Annotated in this window: 24 protein-coding genes; 12 read left to right on the forward strand and 12 right to left on the reverse strand. The window is 72.1% G+C overall.

The genetic code is table 11. The annotated features are described in order from the left end of the window. Positions 1 to 149 precede the first annotated feature (149 nt). Positions 150 to 1460 (forward strand): alpha/beta hydrolase, encoded by a 1311-nt coding sequence (locus ACIRPT_RS22245; protein ID WP_403829617.1) that lies wholly within the window; start codon positions 150 to 152, stop codon positions 1458 to 1460. 102 nt (positions 1461 to 1562) lie between these two features. Here ACIRPT_RS22245 and ACIRPT_RS22250 read toward each other — a convergent pair whose 3' ends face one another. Beyond that, positions 1563 to 2384: a polysaccharide deacetylase family protein gene (locus tag ACIRPT_RS22250; protein ID WP_403829620.1), complete on the reverse strand. Its 822-nt coding sequence runs from the start codon at positions 2382 to 2384 to the stop codon at positions 1563 to 1565. Between the two features lie 263 nt (positions 2385 to 2647). Here ACIRPT_RS22250 and ACIRPT_RS22255 point away from each other — a divergent pair, with 263 nt between their 5' ends. Genes ACIRPT_RS22255 through ACIRPT_RS22265 form a run of 3 tightly spaced genes read left to right on the forward strand, consistent with a single transcriptional unit; the run spans position 2648 to position 5057 of the window. Further along, the gene (locus ACIRPT_RS22255; protein ID WP_403829623.1) at positions 2648 to 3412 is read left to right on the forward strand and encodes an ABC transporter permease; all 765 of its coding nucleotides are present in this window, start codon (positions 2648 to 2650) and stop codon (positions 3410 to 3412) included. After that, a complete protein-coding gene (locus ACIRPT_RS22260) occupies positions 3409 to 4086 on the forward strand; it encodes an ABC transporter permease (protein WP_403829625.1) in 678 nt (225 codons plus the stop codon). Before ACIRPT_RS22255 ends, ACIRPT_RS22260 begins: the two co-directional genes overlap by 4 nt. Beyond that, a complete protein-coding gene (locus tag ACIRPT_RS22265) occupies positions 4050 to 5057 on the forward strand; it encodes an ABC transporter substrate-binding protein (protein ID WP_403829627.1) in 1008 nt (335 codons plus the stop codon). The genes ACIRPT_RS22260 and ACIRPT_RS22265 overlap by 37 nt, the downstream gene beginning before the upstream one ends. A gap of 111 nt (positions 5058 to 5168) precedes the next feature. On the opposite strand, the gene ACIRPT_RS22270 is transcribed toward ACIRPT_RS22265, so the two are convergent. The 3 genes from ACIRPT_RS22270 to ACIRPT_RS22280 form a co-directional block, all read right to left on the reverse strand. Beyond that, entirely contained in the window at positions 5169 to 6326 is a 1158-nt protein-coding gene (locus ACIRPT_RS22270) for a betaine/proline/choline family ABC transporter ATP-binding protein (RefSeq protein ID WP_403829630.1), read from the reverse strand. Positions 6327 to 6408: 82 nt separating this feature from the next. Beyond that, complete coding sequence (locus ACIRPT_RS22275; protein WP_403829633.1) at positions 6409 to 7620, reverse strand: sensor histidine kinase; 1212 nt, start codon at positions 7618 to 7620, stop codon at positions 6409 to 6411. Further along, positions 7617 to 8300, reverse strand: a complete 684-nt coding sequence (locus ACIRPT_RS22280) for a response regulator transcription factor (protein ID WP_403500059.1) — start codon at positions 8298 to 8300, stop codon at positions 7617 to 7619. The genes ACIRPT_RS22275 and ACIRPT_RS22280 overlap by 4 nt, the downstream gene beginning before the upstream one ends. A 224-nt stretch (positions 8301 to 8524) precedes the next feature. Here ACIRPT_RS22280 and ACIRPT_RS22285 point away from each other — a divergent pair, with 224 nt between their 5' ends. From ACIRPT_RS22285 to ACIRPT_RS22310, 6 genes are all read left to right on the forward strand, one after another. Beyond that, positions 8525 to 9043, forward strand: coding sequence for a hypothetical protein (locus ACIRPT_RS22285; RefSeq protein ID WP_403829636.1), 519 nt, complete (start codon positions 8525 to 8527; stop codon positions 9041 to 9043). Then, a complete protein-coding gene (locus tag ACIRPT_RS22290; RefSeq protein WP_403829638.1) occupies positions 9033 to 10193 on the forward strand; it encodes a peptidoglycan-binding protein in 1161 nt (386 codons plus the stop codon). Before ACIRPT_RS22285 ends, ACIRPT_RS22290 begins: the two co-directional genes overlap by 11 nt. Then, entirely contained in the window at positions 10190 to 10921 is a 732-nt protein-coding gene (locus ACIRPT_RS22295; RefSeq protein ID WP_403829640.1) for an ABC transporter ATP-binding protein, read from the forward strand. Before ACIRPT_RS22290 ends, ACIRPT_RS22295 begins: the two co-directional genes overlap by 4 nt. After that, positions 10918 to 12111, forward strand: a complete 1194-nt coding sequence (locus ACIRPT_RS22300; protein WP_403500071.1) for an ABC transporter permease — start codon at positions 10918 to 10920, stop codon at positions 12109 to 12111. Before ACIRPT_RS22295 ends, ACIRPT_RS22300 begins: the two co-directional genes overlap by 4 nt. Positions 12112 to 12349: 238 nt before the next feature. After that, a complete protein-coding gene (locus ACIRPT_RS22305; protein ID WP_403500074.1) occupies positions 12350 to 13291 on the forward strand; it encodes an NADP-dependent oxidoreductase in 942 nt (313 codons plus the stop codon). 105 nt (positions 13292 to 13396) lie between these two features. Continuing rightward, positions 13397 to 13957, forward strand: a complete 561-nt coding sequence (locus ACIRPT_RS22310; RefSeq protein ID WP_403500076.1) for a DUF4291 domain-containing protein — start codon at positions 13397 to 13399, stop codon at positions 13955 to 13957. 9 nt (positions 13958 to 13966) lie between these two features. Here ACIRPT_RS22310 and ACIRPT_RS22315 read toward each other — a convergent pair whose 3' ends face one another. Together ACIRPT_RS22315 and ACIRPT_RS22320 are read right to left on the reverse strand one after the other, a co-directional pair. Then, positions 13967 to 14170: a hypothetical protein gene (locus tag ACIRPT_RS22315; RefSeq protein WP_403500079.1), complete on the reverse strand. Its 204-nt coding sequence runs from the start codon at positions 14168 to 14170 to the stop codon at positions 13967 to 13969. A 53-nt stretch (positions 14171 to 14223) separates the two neighbouring features. Next, positions 14224 to 15213, reverse strand: coding sequence for a hypothetical protein (locus ACIRPT_RS22320; protein ID WP_403500082.1), 990 nt, complete (start codon positions 15211 to 15213; stop codon positions 14224 to 14226). Positions 15214 to 15361: 148 nt separating this feature from the next. Here ACIRPT_RS22320 and ACIRPT_RS22325 point away from each other — a divergent pair, with 148 nt between their 5' ends. Next, complete coding sequence (locus tag ACIRPT_RS22325) at positions 15362 to 15670, forward strand: hypothetical protein (RefSeq protein ID WP_403500085.1); 309 nt, start codon at positions 15362 to 15364, stop codon at positions 15668 to 15670. An 82-nt stretch (positions 15671 to 15752) separates the two neighbouring features. Here ACIRPT_RS22325 and ACIRPT_RS22330 read toward each other — a convergent pair whose 3' ends face one another. Next, complete coding sequence (locus tag ACIRPT_RS22330; RefSeq protein WP_403500088.1) at positions 15753 to 16799, reverse strand: cation diffusion facilitator family transporter; 1047 nt, start codon at positions 16797 to 16799, stop codon at positions 15753 to 15755. A gap of 304 nt (positions 16800 to 17103) precedes the next feature. Between ACIRPT_RS22330 and ACIRPT_RS22335 the strand changes: the two genes are divergently transcribed. After that, on the forward strand, positions 17104 to 18315 hold the full coding sequence (locus ACIRPT_RS22335; protein WP_403829643.1) for a cytochrome P450: 1212 nt from the start codon (positions 17104 to 17106) through the stop codon (positions 18313 to 18315). Between the two features lie 54 nt (positions 18316 to 18369). Here ACIRPT_RS22335 and ACIRPT_RS22340 read toward each other — a convergent pair whose 3' ends face one another. The 5 genes from ACIRPT_RS22340 to ACIRPT_RS22360 are packed head-to-tail and all read right to left on the reverse strand — an operon-like array spanning position 18370 to position 22765. Beyond that, positions 18370 to 19659, reverse strand: coding sequence for a cytochrome P450 (locus tag ACIRPT_RS22340; protein WP_403829645.1), 1290 nt, complete (start codon positions 19657 to 19659; stop codon positions 18370 to 18372). Continuing rightward, positions 19656 to 20336: a GTP-binding protein gene (locus tag ACIRPT_RS22345; protein ID WP_403829647.1), complete on the reverse strand. Its 681-nt coding sequence runs from the start codon at positions 20334 to 20336 to the stop codon at positions 19656 to 19658. The genes ACIRPT_RS22340 and ACIRPT_RS22345 overlap by 4 nt, the downstream gene beginning before the upstream one ends. Continuing rightward, complete coding sequence (locus ACIRPT_RS22350) at positions 20317 to 20673, reverse strand: DUF742 domain-containing protein (RefSeq protein WP_403500099.1); 357 nt, start codon at positions 20671 to 20673, stop codon at positions 20317 to 20319. Before ACIRPT_RS22350 ends, ACIRPT_RS22345 begins: the two co-directional genes overlap by 20 nt. After that, positions 20670 to 21098: a roadblock/LC7 domain-containing protein gene (locus ACIRPT_RS22355; RefSeq protein WP_403500102.1), complete on the reverse strand. Its 429-nt coding sequence runs from the start codon at positions 21096 to 21098 to the stop codon at positions 20670 to 20672. Before ACIRPT_RS22355 ends, ACIRPT_RS22350 begins: the two co-directional genes overlap by 4 nt. Further along, on the reverse strand, positions 21095 to 22765 hold the full coding sequence (locus ACIRPT_RS22360; protein ID WP_403829650.1) for a sensor histidine kinase: 1671 nt from the start codon (positions 22763 to 22765) through the stop codon (positions 21095 to 21097). The genes ACIRPT_RS22355 and ACIRPT_RS22360 overlap by 4 nt, the downstream gene beginning before the upstream one ends. Positions 22766 to 22772 lie beyond the last annotated feature (7 nt).

A 22772-nucleotide genomic window follows, 5' to 3' on the forward strand; every position in this document is an offset into this window, starting at 1 on the left:
GAGATAGGTAAGAACTAAGTCGTTCAGGTATCCGATTCGCAGGTGCGCCCGTCTTCTGCGGTGACCATTGTCCTGAGCCGCCCGTTGTGCCTCTAGGCGGCCGGTACGTAGGCAATAACCCTTCCGAGGGTGACGGGAGATGTGGGCGCATGGGGCTGACCAGTCAGTCGCTCGAAATCACGGTGATCGTGCTGGCCTTGGCCTGTGTGGCTGCCACGGTGTGGCTCTGGCCTCGGCTGTCGCGGAGCGGCGTCCGGCCGGTGCTGGGCAGGCTCGGCGCCATTGCGGCCACCCAGCTGTCGATCGTCTGCGCGCTCGCTCTCGCCGTGAATTCGAGCTTTGAGTTCTACGGCAGCTGGGACGAGCTGCTGGGCAACAACGAGCAGGCCCCGGTGTCCGTGAGCCAGAACGGCGGCAAGTACGCCTCGATCGGCAACATCAAGGGCGGACTGGTCCAACCGGCCGGTCCCCAGGGTCTCGATCGGGTGACCGGTCTCCCCAAGGGCCCCGCCGACAAGGTGGGCAAGGTCGAGTCCGTACGGATCATCGGCCGCCGCACCCGGGCCATCAACCCGGGCTTCGTCTATCTGCCGCCGCAGTACTTCCAGCAGCAGTTCCGCCGCCAGCGGTTCCCCGTCATGGTCGTCATCAGCGGTTACCCCGGCGGCATCATGAACCTCGCCCAGCATCTCCAGGTGCCGCAGAACGCGGGCCGGCTGATCGCCCAGGGCAAGATGCAGCCGACCGTGATCGTGATGGTCCGGCCGACGATCGCGCCGCCGCGGGACACCGAGTGCGTGGACGTTCCGGGCGGGCCGCAGGCCGAGACGTTCTTCACCAAGGACCTGCCGGACGCGATGAAGTCCGCGTACCGGGTGGGGCACGACCCCAGTGCCTGGGGTGCGTTCGGGTACTCGTCCGGCGGCACGTGCTCGCTCCAGCTGGCGATGCGCAATCCGAACGTCTACACCTCGGCGGTCTCGCTCTCCGGCGACTACGCGATCAAGGATGACCTGACCACCGGCAGCCTCTTCGGCACCGGTATCGCGGGCGCGAAGCGCGAGCGGGAGCACGATCTGCTGTGGCGGCTGAAGCATCTGCCCGCGCCGCAGATCTCCGCGCTGGTGGCGAGCAGCCGTAAGGGCGAGCCCGATTACGGGGACACCATGAAGTTCCTCCAGGCCGCCAAGCCGCCGATGACGGTCGACTCCATCATCCTGCCGCGCGGCAGCCATCAGTTCGCCACCTGGCGGCGCGAGGTGGTTCCGGCCCTGGAGTGGCAGAGCCAGCAGCTGACGTTCCCCCAGGACACCGAGGCGGCCAAGCCGCGGCCCAGGCCGGGGACGGGTCCGTCGCCGGCCCCGGGCCCGGGGAAGGGCACGGCGCCGTCGAACGCGCCGACCGCGCCGCCCGGAGCGGCCGAGCGCAAGCGCGTGGAGGCGGAGCAGTCGCGGGGCTGAGCCGGGAGTGAGCGAAGGGGGCGCCGGATTCGTCCGGCGCCCCCTTTCGTATGCCGTTGTGGTGTCGCACGGTGCGGTGCTGTGCCGTGCGGTGCCGTCGTTTTACGGGCGGTAGACCATGCCGGGCTCCGGCTTGGCCGGTGAGAGCAGCTGGGAGACCGTGACGATCGTGTAGCCGCGCTTCTTCAGCTGCTCGATGATGCCGGGGACGGCCGGGACGGTGCCCTTGTAGATGTCGTGCAGCAGGATGATGCCGTCGCGTTCGGTCTGGTCCAGCACCCGCTTGGTGATCAGTGCGGAGTCGTTGGTCTGGTAGTCCTTGGCGGTCACGCTCCACAGGACCTGCGCCAGGCCGAGTTCCTTGCTGATCCGGGAGACGTCCTCGTCGGTCCGGCCCTGCGGCGGGCGCATCAGCCGGGGCGTCTTGCCGGTGATCTTCTTGACGGCGTCCTGGACGCGGGAGAGCTCCCGCTTCGCCTCGGCCGGCTTGATGTCGGTGAGGATCTTGTGGGACCAGGTGTGGTTGGCCAGCTCATGGCCCTCGGCGTCGATCCGCTTGACCTCGGCGGGGCGTTCGGCGACGTGGTTCTTGCCGAGCATGAAGAAGGTCGCGTGCACCTTCTCCTTCTTGAGGATGTCGAGGAGGCGGTTGGTGTTCTCGCTGGGGCCCGCGTCGAAGGTGAGGGCCACGCACTTGGCCTTGTCGCAGTCGACGTCGGAGGCGTGCGTGCGCTTGGTGCCGTCCCCGTTCTTGCCGTCCCCGTTCTTGGCGTCCGCGTCCGCGGAGGCTGTCGCGTCGGCGCGGGCGTCGGCCGGGGCGGTGACGTCGTAGGTGGCACAGCCGCTGAGGGCCAGGACCAGGGTCGTGGCCGTCAGCAGCCCGGCTATGGACGTGCTGCGGGCCGCGGACTTCTGCTTCGGCATGCGGGTCTCTTTCGGACGCGGACGGTGGACGGGCATCCGTGACCGAGCCCCTCTTTACGGCCATGACCTGCGATTTGGGCAGGACGCAGCGCGACGCGACGGGGTGTGACCCGCCGCGCCGTACTGCGGTCGAACGGACTTGGGGAACTATACACAGCGTGTATTCACGACGTGTATACGTGGGGTGTCTACATCGCGTGCAGGGGGACCCGATCGGACGCGGTGGGCGCGACACCCCGCCCCCGCAGGGATGGACTCGTACCGTGACCGCACCGCCGCTCGACGCGCCCGACGACTGCCTGGCGCACAACGACTGGATCTGCGGCGACTACCTGAGCACCCGTCGGTGGATCCTGTTCGACGCGGTCGTCCAGCACATCCAGCTGACGGTGATCTCGGTGGCGCTCGGGCTGCTGATCGCGGTCCCGCTGGCGTTGCTGGCCCGGCGCCGGCGCTGGACGCTCGGGCCGGTGCTCGGCATCACCACGGTCATCTATACGATCCCCTCGCTGGCGATGTTCTCTCTGCTGCTGCCGGTCTACGGGCTGTCCGCCACGCTCGTCGTGGTCGGCCTCGCCCTCTACTCGCTCACCCTGCTCGTCCGGAACATCCTGGCGGGACTGGACGGCGTCCCGGCCGAGGCCAAGGAGGCCGCGCGCGGCATGGGGTACGGCCCGATGCGGCAACTGCTGACCGTGGAGCTGCCGCTGGCGCTGCCCGCGGCGATGGCCGGGCTGCGGATCGCCACCGTCTCGGCGGTCGCGCTCACCACCGTCGGCGCCATCGTCGGGTACGGCGGGCTGGGCAATCTCATCTACGCCGGGATGAACTCGTTCTTCAAGGCGCAGGTGCTCACGGCATCGGTGCTGTGCGTGATCATCGCCGTGGCCTTCGACCTGCTGCTCCTCGGGGCGGAGCGACTGCTCACGCCCTGGCGACGGGCCGGCCGGAAGTCGCGCCCGCGCGCCCGTGCGGCAGGCGGCGCGGGCGTCGGACGGCCGCTCGCCGCGTCCGGGCGGCGGCCGTGAACACCCTCCCCGCGGTCTGGACCTGGCTGACCACCGCCGCCAACTGGTCCGGCGAGAACGGCGTCTGGCACCGCCTTGAGCAACACCTCGTCCTGACGTTCGTCTGCCTGGCCATCAGCACCCTGATCGCGCTGCCCATCGCGCTGACGCTCGGCCACCTGGGGCGCGGCGGCGCGCTGGCCGTCAACCTCGCCAACGTCGGCCGCGCGGTGCCGACCTTCGCCGTACTGGTGCTGCTCCTGCTGACGCCCATCGGGCGGTACGGGCAGTGGCCCACGATCATCGCCCTCGTACTGTTCGCCATTCCGCCGCTGCTGACCAATGCGTACGTCGGGATGCGCGAGGTGGACCAGAACGTGGTGCGGGCCGCGCGGGGCATGGGGATGACCGGGACACAGCTGGTCTGGCGGGTCGAGGTGCCGTTGGCGTTTCCGCTGATCCTGACCGGCGTCCGGATCGCCGCCGTGCAGCTGGTGGCCACCGCCACCCTCGCCGCGCTGGTGGGCGGCGGCGGGCTGGGCCGGATCATCACCGCGGGCTTCAACCTCGCCAGCACCCCGCAGGTGGTCGCCGGGGCGGTGATCGTCGCGGTGTTCGCGCTGCTGATGGAGGCCGCGTTCGAGCTGGGGCAGCGGTGGTGGGCGCCGTCGTGGGCGCGGGGGCGGAGCCGGTGAGGGGCGCCCGCGCCGCCGTAGCGGTCCTCGCGGCTTGCGTCCTTGCGGCTTATGTCCTCACTGGCTGCACCAGCGGGCCCTCCCTCGAGAAGCGCAGCGCGATCACCGCCCCGCCCGGCGACAGCCGGCAGCTCTCCATCGGCTCGGCCGGCTTCACCGAGAGCGAGTTGCTCGCCCAGATGTACGCGGCGCTGCTCGGCCACGCCGGATACCGCACCGACATCCTCACCGTCGGCAACCGCGAGCTGTACGAACCGGCGCTGGAGAACGGCCAGATCGATGTCGTCCCGGAGTACGCGGCCACCCTCGCCGACTGGCTCAACGCCAAGGACCACGGGCCCAAGGCCGCCCCCGTCGCCTCGCCCGATCTCGACACGACGATGGCCGCACTGCGCAAACTGACCGCGCCGCGAGGCCTGACCGCGTTGCCGCCCGGCCGGGCCGTCGACCAGAACGCCTTCGCGGTGAGCGCCTCCTACGCCGCCAAACACCACCTCACCACCCTCAGTGACCTGGGCCGCGCCAAGCTGCCGGTGCGGCTGGCGGCGGGCGACGAGTGCGTCCAGCGGCCGTTCTGTGCGCCGGGGCTGCGCAAGACGTACGGCATCAACATCACCGCCGTCGACCCGAAAGGCGTCGGCACCACCCCCGCCAAGCAGGCCGTCCAGAACGGCCGGGACCAGATGGTGCTCACCACCAGCACCGATGCCACCCTCGCTCAGTTCGGGCTGGTGCTCCTCACCGACGACAAGAAGCTGCAGAACGCCGACAACATCATCCCCGTGGTCAACCGCGCCCGCGCGGGCAGTGCGCGGGCCGCCGCCGCGCTCAACCGTCTCAACACGGTGCTGACCACCGCCGATCTGGCGCGCCTCAACGAGCAGGTGGACAGCTGGCGGCGGCTGCCGGCGGATGTGGCGCACCACTACCTCGTGTCCAAAGGGCTGTTGCCGAAGAAGTCCGGGAGCTGAGCCGTTTCTCCCGGGCCCGGGCTCGGGCGCCCTGGATGTTTCACGTGAAACGGCCGTCCGTGGGCGTTTCACGTGAAACATCGCCCCGCTTCCCGTGAAACACCGCCGCTCTCACTCCGTAGGCACCGAATCCACCTCGGCCCGCTCCCTCGGCACCCCCCGCTCGTCGGAGTCGATGGTGCGGCGCAGCGCCTCGTGGAGCGTGGTCGGGGTGAGGACGCCGAGGAAGCGGTGGCCGTCCAGGACCGCGATCCAGCCCGCGTCGTGCTTGAGCATCTCGCTGAAGGCCGCTTTGAGGTTGCCGGCCACCGGCACCCAGGCCTCCATGCGGCGGGCATGGTCGGAGACCCGGCCGGTCGCCGCCGCCATGTCTTCCGTGCCCACCCAGCCGTGCAGTTCGCCGTCCTCGTCGAGGACCACCGCCCAGCGGGCGCCCTCGGCGCGCAGCCGGGTGGCCGCCTCCGCGGCCGGTTCGCCGAGGCGGGCGAACGGCGGGCGCTCCAGGTCGTCGCGGTCGATGCCGGTGACCGAAAGCTGCTTCAACGCCCGGTCGGTGCCGACGAATTCGGCGACGTAGGGGGAGGCCGGGGCGCCGAGGACGCCGGCGGGGGTGTCGTACTGCTCGATGCGGCCCTCGCCGTAGACCGCGATCCGGTCGCCGAGGCGGATGGCCTCCTCGATGTCGTGGGTGACCAGCAGCACCGTTTTGTGCATGGTGGCCTGGAGGCGCAGGAACTCCTTCTGGAGCCGGTCGCGGACGACCGGGTCGACGGCGCCGAACGGCTCGTCCATCAGCAGTACGGGCGGATCGGCGGCGAGCGCGCGGGCCACGCCGACGCGCTGGCGCTGGCCGCCGGAGAGCTGGTCGGGGTAGCGCGGGCCGTAGACCGCGGGGTCCAGGCCGACCATGTCGAGGAGTTCGGCGGCCCGCTCGCGCGCCCTGGCCCGCTTCCAGCCGGTCAGGAACGGCACGGTCGCGGTGTTGTCGAGGACGGTGCGGTGCGGGAAGAGGCCCGTCTGCTGGATGACATAGCCGATGCGGCGGCGGAGCTGCACCGGGTCGACGCCGGAGATGTCCGAGCCGTCGACATGGATCGTCCCGTGGGTCGGGTCGATGAGCCGGTTGACCATCATCATGGTCGTCGTCTTGCCGCAGCCGGACGGGCCGACGAGGGTCACCAGTTCTCCCTCGGCGACCTCGAAGGAGAGGTCGTCGACGGCGGTGGTGCCGTCCGGGTACCGCTTGGTGACCGAGTCGAACCGGATCATTGAGCCATTGAATCCCGCCCGGGCGCCGAGGTCGCGTCATGCGAGCAATCGGGGCCCGGCCCCCCGGCCCGGCCGTGCGTCCTCACTCGGCCAGCCGCGCCGGAAAGGCCACCCGCACCGTCAGCCCCCCGCCCGGATTCGGGTGGGCGGTGGCCTCCGCGGAGTGGGCGCGGGCGATGGAGGCGACGATGGACAGGCCCAGGCCCGCGCCCTCACCGGGAGCGTGCCGGCGCGCCTCGAGGCGGCGGAACGGCTCGAAGAGGTACGGGACGGACTCCGCGGGGACGACCGGGCCGGTGTTGGTGATCTTCAGCGCCCGGCCGTCGACGCTGAGGGTGATCCGGCCGTCGGCGTGGTTGTGGCGTATGGCGTTGGCGACGAGATTGCGTACGAGATGGCTGAGCAGGACGGGATCGCCGTCGACGGTGAGGGGGCGGATGTCGGTGGCGAGGGTCAGCCCGCGCCGCCAGGCGTCGTCGGCGTACTCCGCGGCCACCGTCTCCGCGAGATCGCCGAACGCGACCGGTTCGCGGCGCTGTAGCCCCTGGTCGGAGACGGAGAGCAGCAGCAGACCCTCGATCAGCTGCTCGCTGTCCTCGGCGACCTCCATCAGCTTGCCGCGGATGCGCCGTACGTTGGCCGGGTCCGGGTCGGCCAGGCCGATCTCGGCGGCGGCGCGCTGCACCGCGAGCGGGGTGCGCAGCTCATGCGCGGCGTTGGCGGCGAACCGCTGCTGTGCGGAGACCAGATGCTCGATGCGGTCCAGCATGCCGTCGAAGGTGTCGGCGAGGTGCTTGAGCTCCCCGGGCGGGGCGTCCAGCGCGATGCGTTCATGGAGGTTGGCGGCGGACAGCCGGCGGGCCGTGCGGGTGATCACGGAGACCGGGTGCAGCACCCGTCCCGCCATCCACCACGCCAGGACCACCGAGATGATGGCGAAGGCCAGCAGCGCGACCAGAGAGACGGTCAGCAGTCGGCTGAGCGTGGCCTGTTCGGCGGCGTCGGTGATGTGCTTGGTGACGCGGTAGAGCCCTCCGTCGGCGAGGTCGACGGGGTAGCCGGGGCGGAGCGAGGCGGGCGCCGAGGTGTGCGCGGGGGTGGGGGAGCGCGTCACCATCGGGGCGGGGCTGCGGGGGGTCGCGGTGGTGACGGCGGTGCTCAGGCTCGAGTACAGGCCCTGCCGTACGAGGAGGTAGACCAGGCCGACGAGCATCGCGCCGGCCAGCACCAGCAGCCCGCCGTAGAGCGCGGTGAGCCGGACGCGTTCGCTGCGGGGAAGCCAGGCGCCCCTCATCTGTGGCTGCCCGTCCCGTGTCCACCGCTCAACCGGTAGCCGGCCCCCGGCACGGTCTCGATCACCGGCGGGTTGCCCAGCTTGGCGCGCAGTTTGCTGAGGGTGACGCGTACGGCGTTGGTGCGGTAGCTGGTGTGCTCCTCCCAGACCTCCTCGATCAGGTCATCGCCGCTGACCACCGCGCCGTCGGCGCGCAGCAGCACCTCCAGCACCGCGAATTCCTTACGGGACAGCGGCAGCGGGCGGCCGTCGCGGAGGGCGAGGCGCCGCGCGGTGTCGACGCTGACCCCGGCCCGTTCGATGACCGGCGGCAGGGCGGGCCGGACGCGCCGGCCGAGCGCCAGGACCCGGGCGAGCAGCTCCTCGTACGCGAACGGTTTGGTCAGGTAGTCGTCGGCGCCCAGCCCCAGGCCGTCGACCCGGTCGCGTACCGTGCCGGACGCGGTCAGCATCAGCACCCGGGTCAGCAGCCCCTGCGCCACCACGCGCCGGCAGACCTCGTCGCCGTGCAGGCCGGGCAGATCGCGGTCCAGTACGAGCACGTCGTACGCCCCGAGCCGCAGCTTGCCCAGCGCTTCCCGGCCGTCGTGGGCGACATCGGCCGCGATCGCGTCGCGGCGCAGGCCCTCGGCAATCATTTCCGCGAGGAACTCCTCGTCCTCCACCACCAGCACGCGCATGGGCTCATGTGTACCTGAGGTGCACCTTTCGCCGATGTAAACGCCCGGCCGCCGCGTTCCGGGAATCGGTTAGGGAAACGAAATGCGGCCCCGTGTCAGCCTCTGCGGCGTTCGGTCGGGCCGGCCGGCGGTGTCGGCCGATGATGTCGGCCGGTGACGGCGAACCATCACCCCGACCGGTCGTATCCGTTTGCGGTATTCAGCACGAGACACGGAGGAAAGCCATGAGGCAGCGCGGCACGCAGGGCGGGGCGCGGCGCACGACACCCATCGTGGCGGCGTCGTTGATGGCCGGTCTGGCGCTCTTCGCCACGGCCTGCTCCGGCGGGGACGAGGGGGGCTCCAAGGGCGGCGGCTCCGATGCCGGCGGCAAGGGCAAGGAGGCGGACGCCGCGTACAAGCACCGCCAGTGCCTGCGCGACCACGGCATCAAGGTCGACGAGCCCAAGCCGGGCCAGGACCCGCGCGCCATCTCCATCGGCGGCAACGCCGACCCCGGGAAGATGAAGAAGGCGTTCAAGGCATGCCAGGAAGGCGGCCCCGGCGCCGGTGCGAACGGCCCCGGCCAGGCCGACAAGGACAAGATGCTGAAGTTCGCCCGGTGCATGCGCGAGCACGGCTTCAACATGCCCGACCCGAAGTTCGACGGCAGCGGAATGCAGCAGGCGCAGCGCATTCCCAAGGGTCAGGAGAAGACGTTCGAGAAGGCCAACCAGGCGTGCGGAGGCCGGAATGCCGGCTGAGGCGGAAGCGGGAGGGGACCTCGCGCACCCCGGGCCCGGTCGTGGCCGCCGTAAGAAGTACCTGCTGTCCGCCCTTGTCGTGGCCGTCCTGCTGGCCGGCGGCGCGGCGGTCGGCACCGTCACCGCACGGCCGGAAGCGGGGCAGCAGCGCGGCGCGGGCCGGGGCAACCTGCCGCCGGCCACCGACACCGTCCGGCGCGAGGACCTCAGCAGCAGCACCCAGGTCGACGGAACCCTCGGCTACGCCAAGGAACGCAAGGTCAACGGCGGCGCGAGCGGCACCCTGACCTGGCTGCCGGCCACCGGCTCCACGGTGCGGCAGGACGGCGCCCTCTACGAGGTCGACGGCCACAAGATCCGCCTGATGTACGGCGACAAGCCGATGTACCGGCCGCTGAAGGAGGGCGACGAGGGCGCGGACGTACGCCAGTTGAAGGCGAATCTGCGCGACCTCGGATACGGGTACGGGCTGGCCGTGGACGACGAGTTCACGCCCGGCACCACCGACGCCGTCAAGCGCTGGCAGAAGGCGCACGGCCTCAAGCGGACGGGCACCACCGGCCCGGACCAGATCTCCTTCCAGCCGGGCGCGGTGCGCATCAACCGCAAGGACGCGGCGGTCGGCGATCCGGCCGCGCCCGGCCGCCCGGTGCTGACCACGACCGGATCCGCGCGCGAGGTGCTGATCAAGCTCGATGTCTCCCAGGCGGACCTGGCGAAGCCCGGCACCGAGGTGACGGTGAATCTGCCCGGCGGCGACACCGCCGAGGGCAAGGTCACCTCCGTGGACCGGTCCGTCACCGAGGAGGGCACCGACCCGCAGAACAAGACGCCCAAGATCACCGCCCGGATCGGCTTCGCGGACCCCCAGGGCGGCAACGGCCGGGGAGGCACTCCCGGCGACAAGGTCAGCGCCTTCGACCGGTCACCGGTCACCGTCGACGTCGTCGGCGAGGTCCGGAAGAACGTCCTGACGGTGCCGGTCGGCGCGCTGCTGGCGCTGCCCGGCGGCGGCTTCGGCGTACAGGTCGTCGAGGGCGGCCGGGCGCGCGAGGTACGGGTGAAGCTGGGCATGTTCGCGCAGGGCCGGGTCGAGGTCACCGGCGGCGGCCTGAAGCCGGGTACGAAGGTCGGGGTGCCGAAGGCATGACCGCCACCGCCATCGGCCTCGACTTCGGCGGCCCGGACCGGACCGCCGAACCGGTCGTCGAACTGTCCGGCGTCACCAAGGAATACCCCGGCGGGGTCGCCGCCCTCCGCGGCGTGGACCTGACGGTGGCGCGCGCCGAACTGCTCGCCATCGTCGGCCCGTCCGGCTCCGGCAAGTCCACCCTGCTGCACATCGTCGGCACCCTGGATCGCCCCACGGCCGGCGCGGTCACCCTCGCCGGCCATGACATCGCCACCCTCAGCGACCGCAAGCTCTCCGCGCTCCGCGCCCAGCACATCGGCTTTGTCTTCCAGTCCTTCCACCTGGTGCCCGGCATCAGCGCCCGGGACAACGTCGCCGAGGGCCTGCTCTACTCCGGCCTGCCGCGCGCCGAACGGCGCCGCCGGGCGGCGCGGGCGCTGGACCGGGTGGGGCTCGCCGACCGGATGGGCCACCGCCCGCACGAGCTGTCCGGCGGCCAGAAGCAGCGTGTCGCCATCGCCCGGGCCGTGGTCGGCGAACCCGACCTCCTCCTGGCCGACGAGCCCACCGGCGCGCTGGACTCCGCCTCCGGCGCGGCGGTCATGGCCCTGCTGCACGACCTCAACAAGGAGGGCGCCACCATCGCCGTCATCACCCACGACAGCGAGATCGCCGCACAGCTGCCCCGGCAGGTCCGGATCCGCGACGGCCGGATCGTCGACGACGTCCGGAGCGTGCCGCGATGAGGCGCACCCGGCTCACCCCCGCCCCGCTCCGCCCCCGCGACGTCCTGCACGTCGGCTCCGCCGGCCTGCGCACCCGTCCCCTGCGGGTCGTCCTGTCCGCCCTCGGTATCGCCATCGGCATCGCCACCATGATCGCGGTGGTCGGCATCTCCGCCTCCAGCAAGGCCCAACTGCTGCGCAAACTGGACGCATTGGGCACGAACATGCTGGTCGCGACGCCCGGCCAGGGCATGTTCGGGGAGAAGGTGCAGCTGCCGGAGCGCTCGCCGGGGATGGTGGGCCGCATCGACGGGGTCCAGCAGGTGGGCGCCACCGGCGACCTGGGCCAGTCGGTCCGCCGCAGCGCGAAGATCCCGCCCGAGGAGACCGGCGGCATCACCCTCAAGGCCGCGAGCGAGGGGCTGCTGCGCACGCTGCGCGGCTCGATGGCCTCCGGCACCTGGCTCAACGCCGCCAACGCCCGCTACCCCTCCGTCGTCCTCGGCCATGTCTCCGCCCGGCGCCTCGGGGTCTCCGTCGGCCAACAGGTCGCCATCGGCGGCCGCTACTTCACCGTCATCGGTGTCCTCGCCCCGCTCCCGCTCGCCCCCGAGATCGAGCGCGCCGCCCTGGTCGGCTGGCCGGCCGCACGCGAGCTGCTCGCCTTCGACGGCCACCCCACCGCGCTCTACGAACGCTCCACCGACGCCACCGTCCAGGACGTACGCGACCTGATCCCGGGCACCGTCGATCCGGAGAATCCGCGGAACGTCCAGGTCACCGACCCGTCCTCGGCGCTCCAGGCGAAGGCGGCGACCGAGGGCGCGTTCACCGATCTGCTGCTCGGGCTGGGCGGGGTGGCGCTGCTCGTCGGTGGTGTCGGCGTCGCCAACACCATGATCATCTCGGTGCTGGAACGCCGTCACGAGATCGGCCTGCGCCGCTCCATGGGCGCCACCCGCGGCCAGATCCGCCTCCAGTTCGTCACCGAGTCGCTCCTGCTGTCGGGCCTCGGCGGCCTGGCCGGGATCGTGCTGGGCGCGGCGGCCACCTACGCCTTCGCGGCCTCGGGCGGGATCCCCTGGGTGGTGCCGCCGTGGGCGGTCGGCGGCGGGTTCGGCGCGACGCTGGTGATCGGCACCGTCGCCGGCCTCTATCCGGCCGTACGGGCGGCGCGGCTGTCCCCGACGCTCGCGCTGCACGCCGTATAGGCCCGAACAGGCCCGTGTAGGACCGTATAGGCCCAGTCGGGCCCGGCCGCACCCCCGGCGGGCCCGACCGGGGTGGGACACCGTCGAACGGGGGGCTGGTCCCGGCCATAAGAGTTGCTTCCGGAACACCGCCTTGCCACCTGCCGCATCCGGCCCCACCGGCGTGCTTACGATCCACTTCGGCCGCCGGTAGGGGACGGGTGACCTCCGGTTGGGGAAGGGTGGAAGGGAACGCCACATGAGAGCCGTAGCAGTCAGCGCATTCGGTGAACAGCCGCAGCTCATGGAGCTGCCGCAGCCCGAGCCAGGGCCGGGCGAGGTCCTGGTGCGGCTGGCCGCCGCCGGACTCAACCCGATCGACTGGAAGCTCGCCGACGGCAAGTTCGGCAGCGCCGTACCGGCCGTCTTCCCGCTGGTCCTGGGGTCGGACGGGGCCGGCGAGGTGCTCGCGGTCGGGACCGGGGTGCGGCGGTTCACCGTCGGGGACGCGGTGTTCGGGCAGTTCCAGCGGCCGGAGCAGGGCGGCGGTTCGTACTGCGAGATCGCGGTCGCCGACGAGCAGGCGATCGCCCCGGCCGCCCGCAGCGTCACCTACGCGACCTCCGCCGCCGTGCCGACGGCCGGGATGACGGCGTACAACCTGGTCGAGGAGACCCGGATCAGCGAGGGCCGCCGGGTGCTCATCGTCGGCGCCACCGGCGGCGTCGGCACCTTCGCCACCCAGCTCGCGGCCGGCCGCGGCGCCGAGGTCCTGGCCACCGCCCGCCCGGCCATGGCCGAGCTGATGCGGAATCTGGGCGCCGCCGAGACCTTCGACCACACCGCGGGGCCGGTCGCGGACCAGGTCCTCGCGGCCTACCCCGACGGCGTCGACGTGCTGATCGACATGACCAGCGACCCCGAGGGGTTCGTCGAACTCACCAGGACCGTGCGGGACGGCGGCACGGCCGTCTCCCTCATCGGCTCGGCCGACGCGGACGTCCTCACCGAGCACAACCTCCGCGGCTTCAACTTCGTCAACCGCCCCTCCCCCCAGCTCCTGGAGATCCTCGCCGGCCAGGTCGACGCGGGCCGCCTGACCGTCCTCGTGGGCCGCGAGGTCCCCCTGGAGGAGGCCCCCGACGCGCTCGCCGCAAGCCGCACGGGGCGTGCGCAGGGCAAGACGGTGGTCGCGATCTGAGCCCTCCGCGGTCTCCCCGGCCGTCCGCCCGCGGGGTGGGCGGCCGGCGCGGTGACAGCGAAAACCGGTGGCCGCGCCGGGCCCCGGTCCGGCACCCTGCCTCCGATGCTCCGTCAGATACGCGCCGACCACGACGCGGCCACCCTCGTCGTCTACCAGGCCTACGCACCCGCCGTCGCCGACGCCGCCCTCCGCGCCGGCCGCTTCGTGCCGCCGTTCTCGTTCCGCCGCATGACCTGGATCAAGCCGTCGTTCCGCTGGCTGATGCACCGCAGCAATGGGGCCCGGAAGCCGGGCCAGCAGCGCATCCTGGCCGTACGCATCACCCGAAGCGGCTGGGAAGCGGCCCTCTCCCGCGCCACCCTGACGACCGCCGACCCGGCAGCCGTCGCCGCCGCACCGGTCCACGTCCAGTGGGACCCCGAACGCACGCTGCGCGGCGCCCCGCTCAACCACTACAGCATCCAGGTGGGCATCGGCCGCGACCTGATCCGCAGTTACGCCGAGGAGTGGGTGGTCGGCGTCACCGACCTCACCGACCGCGTACGCAAGATCGCCACCCTCGTGCAGGGCGGCCGCTCCGCACAGGCCCGGCGCCTGCTGCCACCGGAGCGCCCGTACGAGCTCCCGCGCCCGATCGCCGCCCGCCTGGGCGTCGACGGCTGAACGGTGCGCCTACGGCGCGTCCGGCCGCCCCTCGCCGCGCCGGTGGTCCAGCGTCGGATCGTGCCGCGGGTCGTACCGCCCGGTCCCCCGGCAGCGTCGGCACTCCCCTGCCCGATGCACGGTCTCGGCCGAGCCCCGGAACGGGTCGACGCCGGGCGCATAGGCCAGCGCCCGGGTCGTGTAGCCGGTGCCTTGGCACCACTGGCAGGTCATGGCGACAGCCTAAACGTCCCCGTCGCCGGGCCCGGCCGCCCCGGCGCCCGCGGTCAGGCGGCCCCGCCGGCGCACAGCCGCCGTACCGCCCGCACCGCCGGCGGCCCCACCGCCGCCAGCGCGGCCGTCGCCAGCGCCACCCCGATGACGGTCCACACCCCGTCACGCAGCGAACCGGTCAGCGCATCCGCGTACGCGGACGCGGCGGCCCGCGGCACCACGGCCGGCAGCCCCTCCAGCGCGCGGGCCCGCAGCAGGGCCAGGGCCGTCGCGAGCAGGGCCGCCGTCGCGGCGCACCCCGCCCCCGCGCAGATCAGCGCCCGCCGCCGGCGCCGCGCCAGCAGCAGCCCGGCCAGCAGACAGAGCGCCGCGGCCGACGGGAGCAGGGGCGCGGCGGTGCGGACGGCCCGGTAGGCGAGGCGGGCGCGGGGGACGTCGGGGGAGCGCAGCAGGACGACCTCGGCGCCCATGCGGGGGATGCGGTGGGCGATGTCGATGCCCAGGCCGTTGCCGGCGAGCTGCTGCCGGACGCGGTCGAGGATCGGGGTGAGGTCCAGGGTCACCGAGGCGTTGCCGGTGGCGGTGAGGCTGCCGTCCAGCGCCTGATGGGCGGTGCGGTGGACGCCGGTCCAGACCGCGGGGAAGGCGCGGCCGGTGACGACCTGGCGGACTTGCTTGCCGACGAAATCGCGCAGACCACGGGTGAAGCGCTTCAGCAGTGCGGCCCGTTCGGGGCGGGGGATGGCCTTGAGCAGGCCGTCGAGCCGGACATGGGTCATCACGCCGTTGGTGACGTCGTGGACGATGGCGTCCTGGACGGCGCGGTTCGCGGCGAGCGGCGCGACGGTGGCCACGTACCGGTCGGTGTCGGTCAGTTCGCTGCGCGCCCATACGGTGGCCAGGCTCAGCGGCAGGAGGAGCGCACCGATGAGCAGCAGCGCGCCCGCCCCCAGCGCGCGGCCGGGCCGTCGCCGGGGCTGTTCGGGCAGGCGTTCCGCCTCTGTCACCCGGCCGCGGGGGCGTACGGGTGCGCTCGCTGACATCGCGTCCGGTCCTTCCTGGTGGGAGGGACAGCGGCCAAGTGGCCGGGTATTCAGGCAAGACCGGAAGGGCGGGGGGCGCGAGCCGGGGCGGTGCCAACGGGTGATCACGTACGCCGGACACCCTGGGCTCTGCCCATAGCATGACGTCATGTCAGTGAACATCGATGTCGAGATCACCGTCACCGAGCCCGCCGACGCGGCGCAGGCGGAGCGGATAGCGGACGCCCTCAACGACGTGGCGCGGGACGAGGGGATCCACCACGAGATCAGCTTCGTGGTGGACGAGTGGGAGGGGCGGCTCGAGGTGGTGGGTGGCACCCAGTACCCGTTGATCATCACCCGCTTCGGCCAGTGGCAGCCGGAGTTCGAGAGCCGCGTCCACAGCGCGGTGCAGGCGGTGGCGCCGGCCGCGAAGACGGACATCAAGTGGGGCTACCCGGACGATGAGGACGACTGACGAGGCCCTGCTCGCGGCCTTGGGCCACGCGGTCTGAGACGCGGTCTGAGGCCGGCCCGGGGGTGCCCGGTGCCGGTGCGGTTCAGTGCCGGTGCGGTCCCGGCCGGTGGACCGGTCCGTGGGCGTCCGCGCAGTGGTCGGTGGCGTGCGGCTCGGTGTCGGGGCCGGGGCCCGGGCCGAGGGCCAGGACGTCCGGGGCGGCGGACTCCTCGCCCACGTGGTCGACCTGGAGGGTGGCGTGGGTGATGCCGTACTCGGTGCTCAGCAGTTCCTGGAGGCGGCGGCGGACCTTGTGACAGTCGCCGCCGGGGGCCACCAGGATGTGGGCGGAGAGGGCCGGCTGGCCGGAGGTGATCTGCCAGATGTGCAGGTCGTGGATCTCGACGACCTGGTCCTCGGCGACGAGGTGGTCGCCCAGCGCGTCCGGGTCGACGCCGGCCGGTGCGGCCTCCATGAAGATCCGGCCGGACTCGCGGACCAGGCCCGTACCGGCCTTCAGCATCAGCGCGACGACGACCAGCGAGGCGATCGCGTCGGCCCGCTCGAAGCCGGTGGTCAGCACGATCAGGCCGGAGACGGCGGTGGCGACGAAGCCGAAGAGGTCGGTGAGGATGTGCTGGTAGGCGCCCTCGATGTTGAGGCTGGAGCGGTTGGCCCGGGAGAGGAACCAGGTGCAGATGAGGTTGATGACGATGCCGGAGAGGGCCGTGACGAGGACGAGCCCGCCGGTCACCTGGGGCGGTGAGATCAGCCGCGTGACCGCCTCGTAGCCGAGCCAGGCGGACAGGAGCAGCAGGGTGATGCCGTTGGCCTGGGCGGAGAGGATTTCGGCGCGCTTGAGGCCGTAGGTGTAGCCGCCGCGCGCGGGGCGGGCGGCCAGCCGCATCGCGATCAGCGCCAGGATGATGGAGACCGCGTCGGTGAGCATGTGCGCGGCGTCCGAGATCAGGGCCAGGGACTGGGCCACGACGCCGATGACGACCTCGACCGCCATGTAGGCGGTCAGGAGCAGCAGCGCGGCGCGCAGCCAGCGGCGGTCGGCGTCCGGGGAGACGCCGTGCGAGTGGCCGTGCGCGTGGCCGTCCGCCTGGCTGTGGCCGTGCCCGTGGGTGTGGGCGTGCTCGGTCATGGCGCGCTCCTTCCTGGGTCGTCGTGGGGAAGCAAACCGCACTTCGGCGAAAGATCCAAAGGCTGCACCGGTGACCGTTGTCATTACCGTCGAACGGCGGATCGTGCCTGGTCAGAGCGTTGTGTGCGGAGAGGCGCCCGGGGCGGGCCGAGGCGCGGAAGAGGGCCCTCGGCATCCGATCCCGCGCGATGTCGAGGGCCGGGACCTCTTGATAAGGGCACGCCAAAGAGACGATCTTGGTAGTGCGGACGGTTCGCGATGCCGCGGTCCGTGTTGCGTACACCTACTGAGGAGAGTCGTACCCGTGAACCGAGAAGCGCCGGACATCCTGTCGCCGGAATTCGCCGCGGATCCGTATGCCGCCTATCGCGTGCTGCGCGACGACTTCCCGCTGCTGCATCACGAGGCCACCCAGAGCTACATCGTCTCGCGGTACGAGGACGTCGAACGGGCCTTCAAGGACCCGGCGTTCACCACGGACAACTACGACTGGCAGCTGGAGCCGGTGCACGGCCGGACCATCCTGCAGATGAGCGGACGGGAGCACGCGGTGCGCCGGGCGCTGGTCGCGCCGGCCTTCCGCGGCAACACCCTGGAGCAGTCGTTCCTGCCGGTGATCGAGCGCAATGCCCGTCAGCTCATCGACGGATTCCGGGGGGCGGGCACGGCCGACCTGGTTGCGGAGTTCGCCACCCGCTTCCCCATCAACGTCATCGTCGACATGCTGGGGCTGGACCGGGGCGATCACGAGCGCTTCCACCGCTGGTACACCGCGATCATCGGGTTCCTCGGCAATCTCGCTCAGGACCCGGACGTCGCCGCGGCGGGACTGCGCACCCGCGAGGAGTTCGCCGCGTATCTGCTGCCCGTCATCCGCGAGCGCCGCGACCACCTCGGCGACGATCTGCTGTCCACGCTCTGCGCCGCGGAGATCGACGGGACGCGGATGAGCGACGAGGACATCAAGGCGTTCTGCAGCCTGCTGCTGACGGCCGGCGGGGAGACCACCGACAAGGCGATATCCAGCCTGATGCACAACCTGCTGCGCCACCCGGAGCAGCTGGCCGCGGTGCGCGCGGACCACTCGCTGATCGCGCCGGCGTTCGCGGAGACGCTGCGGTACACCCCGCCGGTCCACATGATCATGCGGCAGGTCGCCGAGGACGTCACCATCGGCGGCGGCGAGGTGCCCAAGGGCTCCACCGTCACCTGCCTGATCGGCGCTGCCGGGCGGGACGAGCGGCGCTACGCCGACCCCGACACCTTCGACATCCACCGCGCCGACCTGTCCGCCACCACCGCCTTCTCGGCCGCCGCGGACCATCTCTCGTTCGCCCTCGGACGGCACTTCTGCGTCGGCGCGCTGCTGGCGAAGGCGGAGGTGGAGGTGGGCGTGGCCCAACTGCTCGACGCCCTGCCGGAGGTGGCGCTGGCGCCGGGAGCGGAGCCGCGGGAGCAGGGGGTGTTCACGAGGGGGCTGGACACGCTGCCGGTGCGCTTCACGCCGATGGGTTAGCCGGCACTTCGCGGGGCGGGGCGGTGTTTCACGTGAAACACCGCCCCGCGCCTGTCATCCGTACAGCGCGCCCGGTGTCCCCATCGCCGGAATCGGCGTGTACGCCGGCGTGAACTCGACCGGCAGCCCGACCAGGCCGCGCATCCACAGCGACGGATGCCACACCAGGTCCTCGGCCGGCACCGCCAGCATCACGTCCGGCAGCCGGTCGAGCAGCACCTCCACCGCCGCCTTGGCGATCACCTCGGCGATCTCCGGGGCGGGGTAGGGGCAGGCGTGTTCCCCATGGCTGAAGGACATATGGGCCTGGTTGCCGTCGGCGCCGGCCTCGCTGAAGTCCGGCCGTACCTGGGGATCGGTGTTGGCGGCGGCAAGCCCCAGGATCACCAGGTCTCCGGTACGGATCCGGCGGCCGCCGAGCTGGGTGTCGCGTGCCGCCCAGCGGCCGATGTAGTTCTGGGTCGGGGTGTCGTGCCAGAGCACCTCGTTGAGGGCCTGGCCGACGCTGCGCCGCCCGCCCGAGAGGCTGACCGCGAACCGGTCGTCGGTCAGCATCAGCCGCAGCGTGTTGCCGATCCAGTTGGCGGTCGGCTGCTGGGCGGCGGCCATCATCACCAGCAGATCGATGACCACTTCCTCATCGGCCAGCCCCGCCTGATGGCCCAGCAGCCGGGACGGCACATCGGCGCCCGGCCTGGCCCGCCTGGCCTTGACCAGCCGCTGCATCCGCGCGGCGACCCTCTGGTGCGCCGCGATCGCGCCGTCGTCGGCGTTCAGCGACGCGGCGATGTCGGCGGCCAGCTCGGGCACCTCGGTGGCCGGGAAGCCGAAGAGCTCGGCGATGACGAGCAGCGGCAGCCGGGCCGCGTAATGGACCATCAGATCGGTCTCGCCGGACCCGGCGAACGCATCGATCAGCCCGTCCGCCAGCCGCTCGCAGATCTGCCGCAGCTCGAACTGGTCGATCGCGGTCAGCGCATCGCTGATCGCGCCGGCCCGCCGCCGGTGCTCGGCCCCCTCGGCGAACATCACCGACGGCTGGTGCCCGACGAACGGCATCAGCGGCCAGCCCTCGGGGATGTGCTCCCAGGCGTGCCAGCGCCGGGAGTCGCGCGCGAACAGCTCCGGGTTGCTGGTGACCTGGTGCAGCTCGCGGTAGCCCAGGACGAACCAGCCGGGGATGTCGCCGTCGAGGAGGACCGGTGCGACGGTCCCGTACCGCGCCCGCATCTCGCGGTAGAGCTTCGCCGGGTCGTCGCTGAAGCCGGCGCCGTACAGCGGTACGGCGTCCGTGCCGGGCCGCATGGGGCAGCCGCCGGTCCGGGGGTGCTGCTGCTCGATCATGGTGCGGTCTCCGCGGTTTCCTGTACGGACAGGGCGTAGAGATGGTCGACCAGTGCGATCAGCACGGCCTTGCTGGACTCACGGTCGCGCGCATCGCAGTGGATCAGCGGTACGTCCGGTGAGAGGTCGAGTGCGTCGCGGATCTGCTCGAGGGTGTGCCGGTCGCCGCCGAAGTCGTTGTGCGCGACGATGAACGGCATCCCGTGCGCCTCCAGCCGGTCGATCGCGTACCAGGAGTCGTCCAGCCGCCGGGTGTCGACCAGGACCACCGCACCCAGCGTTCCGGAGAACAGCCGGTCCCACAGGAACCAGAAGCGTTCCTGGCCGGGCGCGCCGAAGAGATACAGCACCGAGCTGTCGTTGATGCTGATCCGGCCGAAGTCGAAGGCGACGGTGGTGGTCGACTTGCCCTCCACGCCGGTGGGGTCGTCGACGCCGACGCCCGCCCGCGTCATCGTCTCCTCGGTGTTCAGCGGCCGGATCTCGCTCACCGAGCGGACCATGGTGGTCTTGCCGACGCCGAAGCCGCCGACGATCACGATCTTCAGCCCGTTGTCGGCGTTGGCGCTCAGCGGAATGCGGTCGGCGTCGGTGCCGGCCGCTACGGCCGTGGCCGGATTCGCAGAGGAGGTCGCGGCGGCGGTCGCGGCGGCGTTCTCAGAGGCGGTGGAGTGCATCGAGCACCTCCTTCAGCAGGTCGGCGGCGGGGAGTTGGGCGGTGGCGGCGGTGCGCGGATGACGGGCGGTGACCTGCCCGCGGTCGAGCAGGTCGGACAGCAGGATCCGGACCACGCTGACCGGCATCCGCAGCTCCGCCGAGACCTCGACCACGGCCAGCGGGCGACGGCACATGGTCAGGATCCGGGCATGCTCGGACTGCATGCCCGGTGTCGGATCGCATTCGCTGACGATGAGGGTCACCAGGTCGAGCGTCCGGTCGTCGGCGGACCGGCTGCGGCCGCCGGTCACGGTGTAGAGCCGGTCCGGATCATCGTCAGGACCGAGCCGTTTCATGCGCGCTGCCCCGGCGCACCGGTCCCGCCGTCACCGCGCGGGGCGGCCTGCAGATACTCGCCGATCTGCTCCACCAGCTCGTTCATGTTGAAGCCGATCAGGCCGACATCGGCGTCCTCGACGGCGATCAGCGCCAGATGGGCGCCGTTCCCGGCCTCCACGATGAACAGGACGCCACCGTGGAACTCCGTCATCGCCTGTCGTACGCCCCCCGTACCGTTCCCGAACTCCACGGACGCGCCGTGCGACAGGCTCTGTATCCCGGAGGCGATGGCGGCCAGCTGGTCGGCCTGATCGACGGTCAGGTCCTTGGAGTGACACAGCTTGAGCCCGTCCCGGGACAGGACCAGCGCATGGCGCGCGCCCGGAGTCTTCTGGAGCAGGTTCTCCAGCATCCAATCGAGGCTGTGGTCAGTGGTGTTCATCGGGTCTCGTCCTCCGGACGTGCTGGAGAGGGTGCGGGGGGTGACGCGGGTGCGCCGCCGGAACGGGTGTCCGGGGCGGCGTCGGCGGGCGTGCCGTCGGCGGCATCCGGGGCGGATGTGCCCTGGAAGGCCTTACGGAAGGAGCTGAAGCGCGCCGCCGATTCCTCGACGGAGCGGGCGGGCCGCGCGGGCTTGCCGGCGTCCGGCGTGCGGCCGTGCGCCGGGCCCGTGCCCATGGGGGCGGAGGCCAGGGTCTGGCCACGGCGGCGCTTGGGCAGGCCGCTTTCGCCGAATTCGGCCGGCGGGGCGGGCCGGGGCTCGGGCTCCGGGGCGGGCTCGGGGGCGGTCTCGGCCCGGGGGCCGGGGGTCTGGGCCTGGGGGGTGCGCCTGGGGAGCGGCGACGGTGCCTCGGAGCCGGGTGCGGGCCGGTCCTGGTGCGCCGGCTCGGACTTCGCCGGGAGCGGCGACGGGCTCTCCGGCTCGGCCTCGGGGGCGCGCCGGGGAGCGGGGACCGCGGCCCGCGCGGCCGTCACGACCGTGTCGGCGATCGGCGGGTGCGCCGCCTGCTGGGCCGGCGGCCGCGCCTCCGTCACCAGCTGCTGCGGAATCAGCACGACGACGCCCGTGCCGCCGCGCGCCGACGGCCGGAAGGACACGTTCAGCCCGTGCTTGCGTGCCAGACAGCCCACCACCGCGAGCCCCAGCCGCGTCCCGGACAGCGACATCAGGTCCAGCGTGGCCGCGGACACCGACTGCTGGGCCCGCTGCAACGCGGCCTCACCCATCACCAGTCCGCTGTCCTCCACGCTGACCACCACACCGGCCTGCGCCTCTTCCACGTACACATGCACGGGAGACAGCGGCGGTGAGAACGACGTCGCGTTGTCCATGATCTCGGCCAGCGCATGCATGATGCCCTCGGCCGCATGGCCCGCGATGGCGACGTCGCTGCTGCTGTGCAGCTGAATGCGGCGGTAGGCGCTGATCCGCCCCATCGCGCCGCGCAGAATGCTCTCCATCGCGATCGGCTTGTTCCAGCGGCGGCCGGACCGGGCCCCGGTCAGTACGGCGATGCTGTCCGCCAGCCGCCCCGCCTGTGCCGTCGTGTGGTCCAGCTTCATCAGGTCGCCCAGCACTTCCTCGCCGTGCCGGTCCTCCATCTCGCGCAGGTCCGCGAGCATTCCGGTGGCGAGCGCCTGAACCCGGCCCGCGGCATTGGCGCATGCGGACATCGCCGCGGCCCGCATCCGCTCACCGCGGCCGACCTCCTCGGCCAGCGTCCGCAGGATCCGCTGATGCGACCCGGCCGTGGGCGTGACCGTACGGCTGAGCGCGGTGTCCACCGATGCGCCGTCCCGCAGCTCCGCGACCAGCGCGGGCAGCGTCTCGTCGGCCAGCCGGTCGGCCTCGCCCCGGATGTCCCCGATCCGCGACCGGTAGTGCCGAACCAGCCGCTCCTGAAACACGGCGGTCGCCACCGCGGCGCTCAGCGCCGCCCCACCGGCCCCGCCACCCCAGGCCAACAACATCCGTACGGACGGTGGTGCGAGCAACACCGCCCACACGCACAGCCCCCCGGTCACCACTAGAGCGACCGCCAGGGTGCGCAGGGCCGCTCCCAACGGCGTGTGCGCTGCCTGACGGCGGGCGGGTATCCGTGCTGACATCAAACAG

Source organism: Streptomyces sp. NPDC101227 (genome assembly GCF_044767545.1).
Taxonomy (GTDB): domain Bacteria; phylum Actinomycetota; class Actinomycetes; order Streptomycetales; family Streptomycetaceae; genus Streptomyces.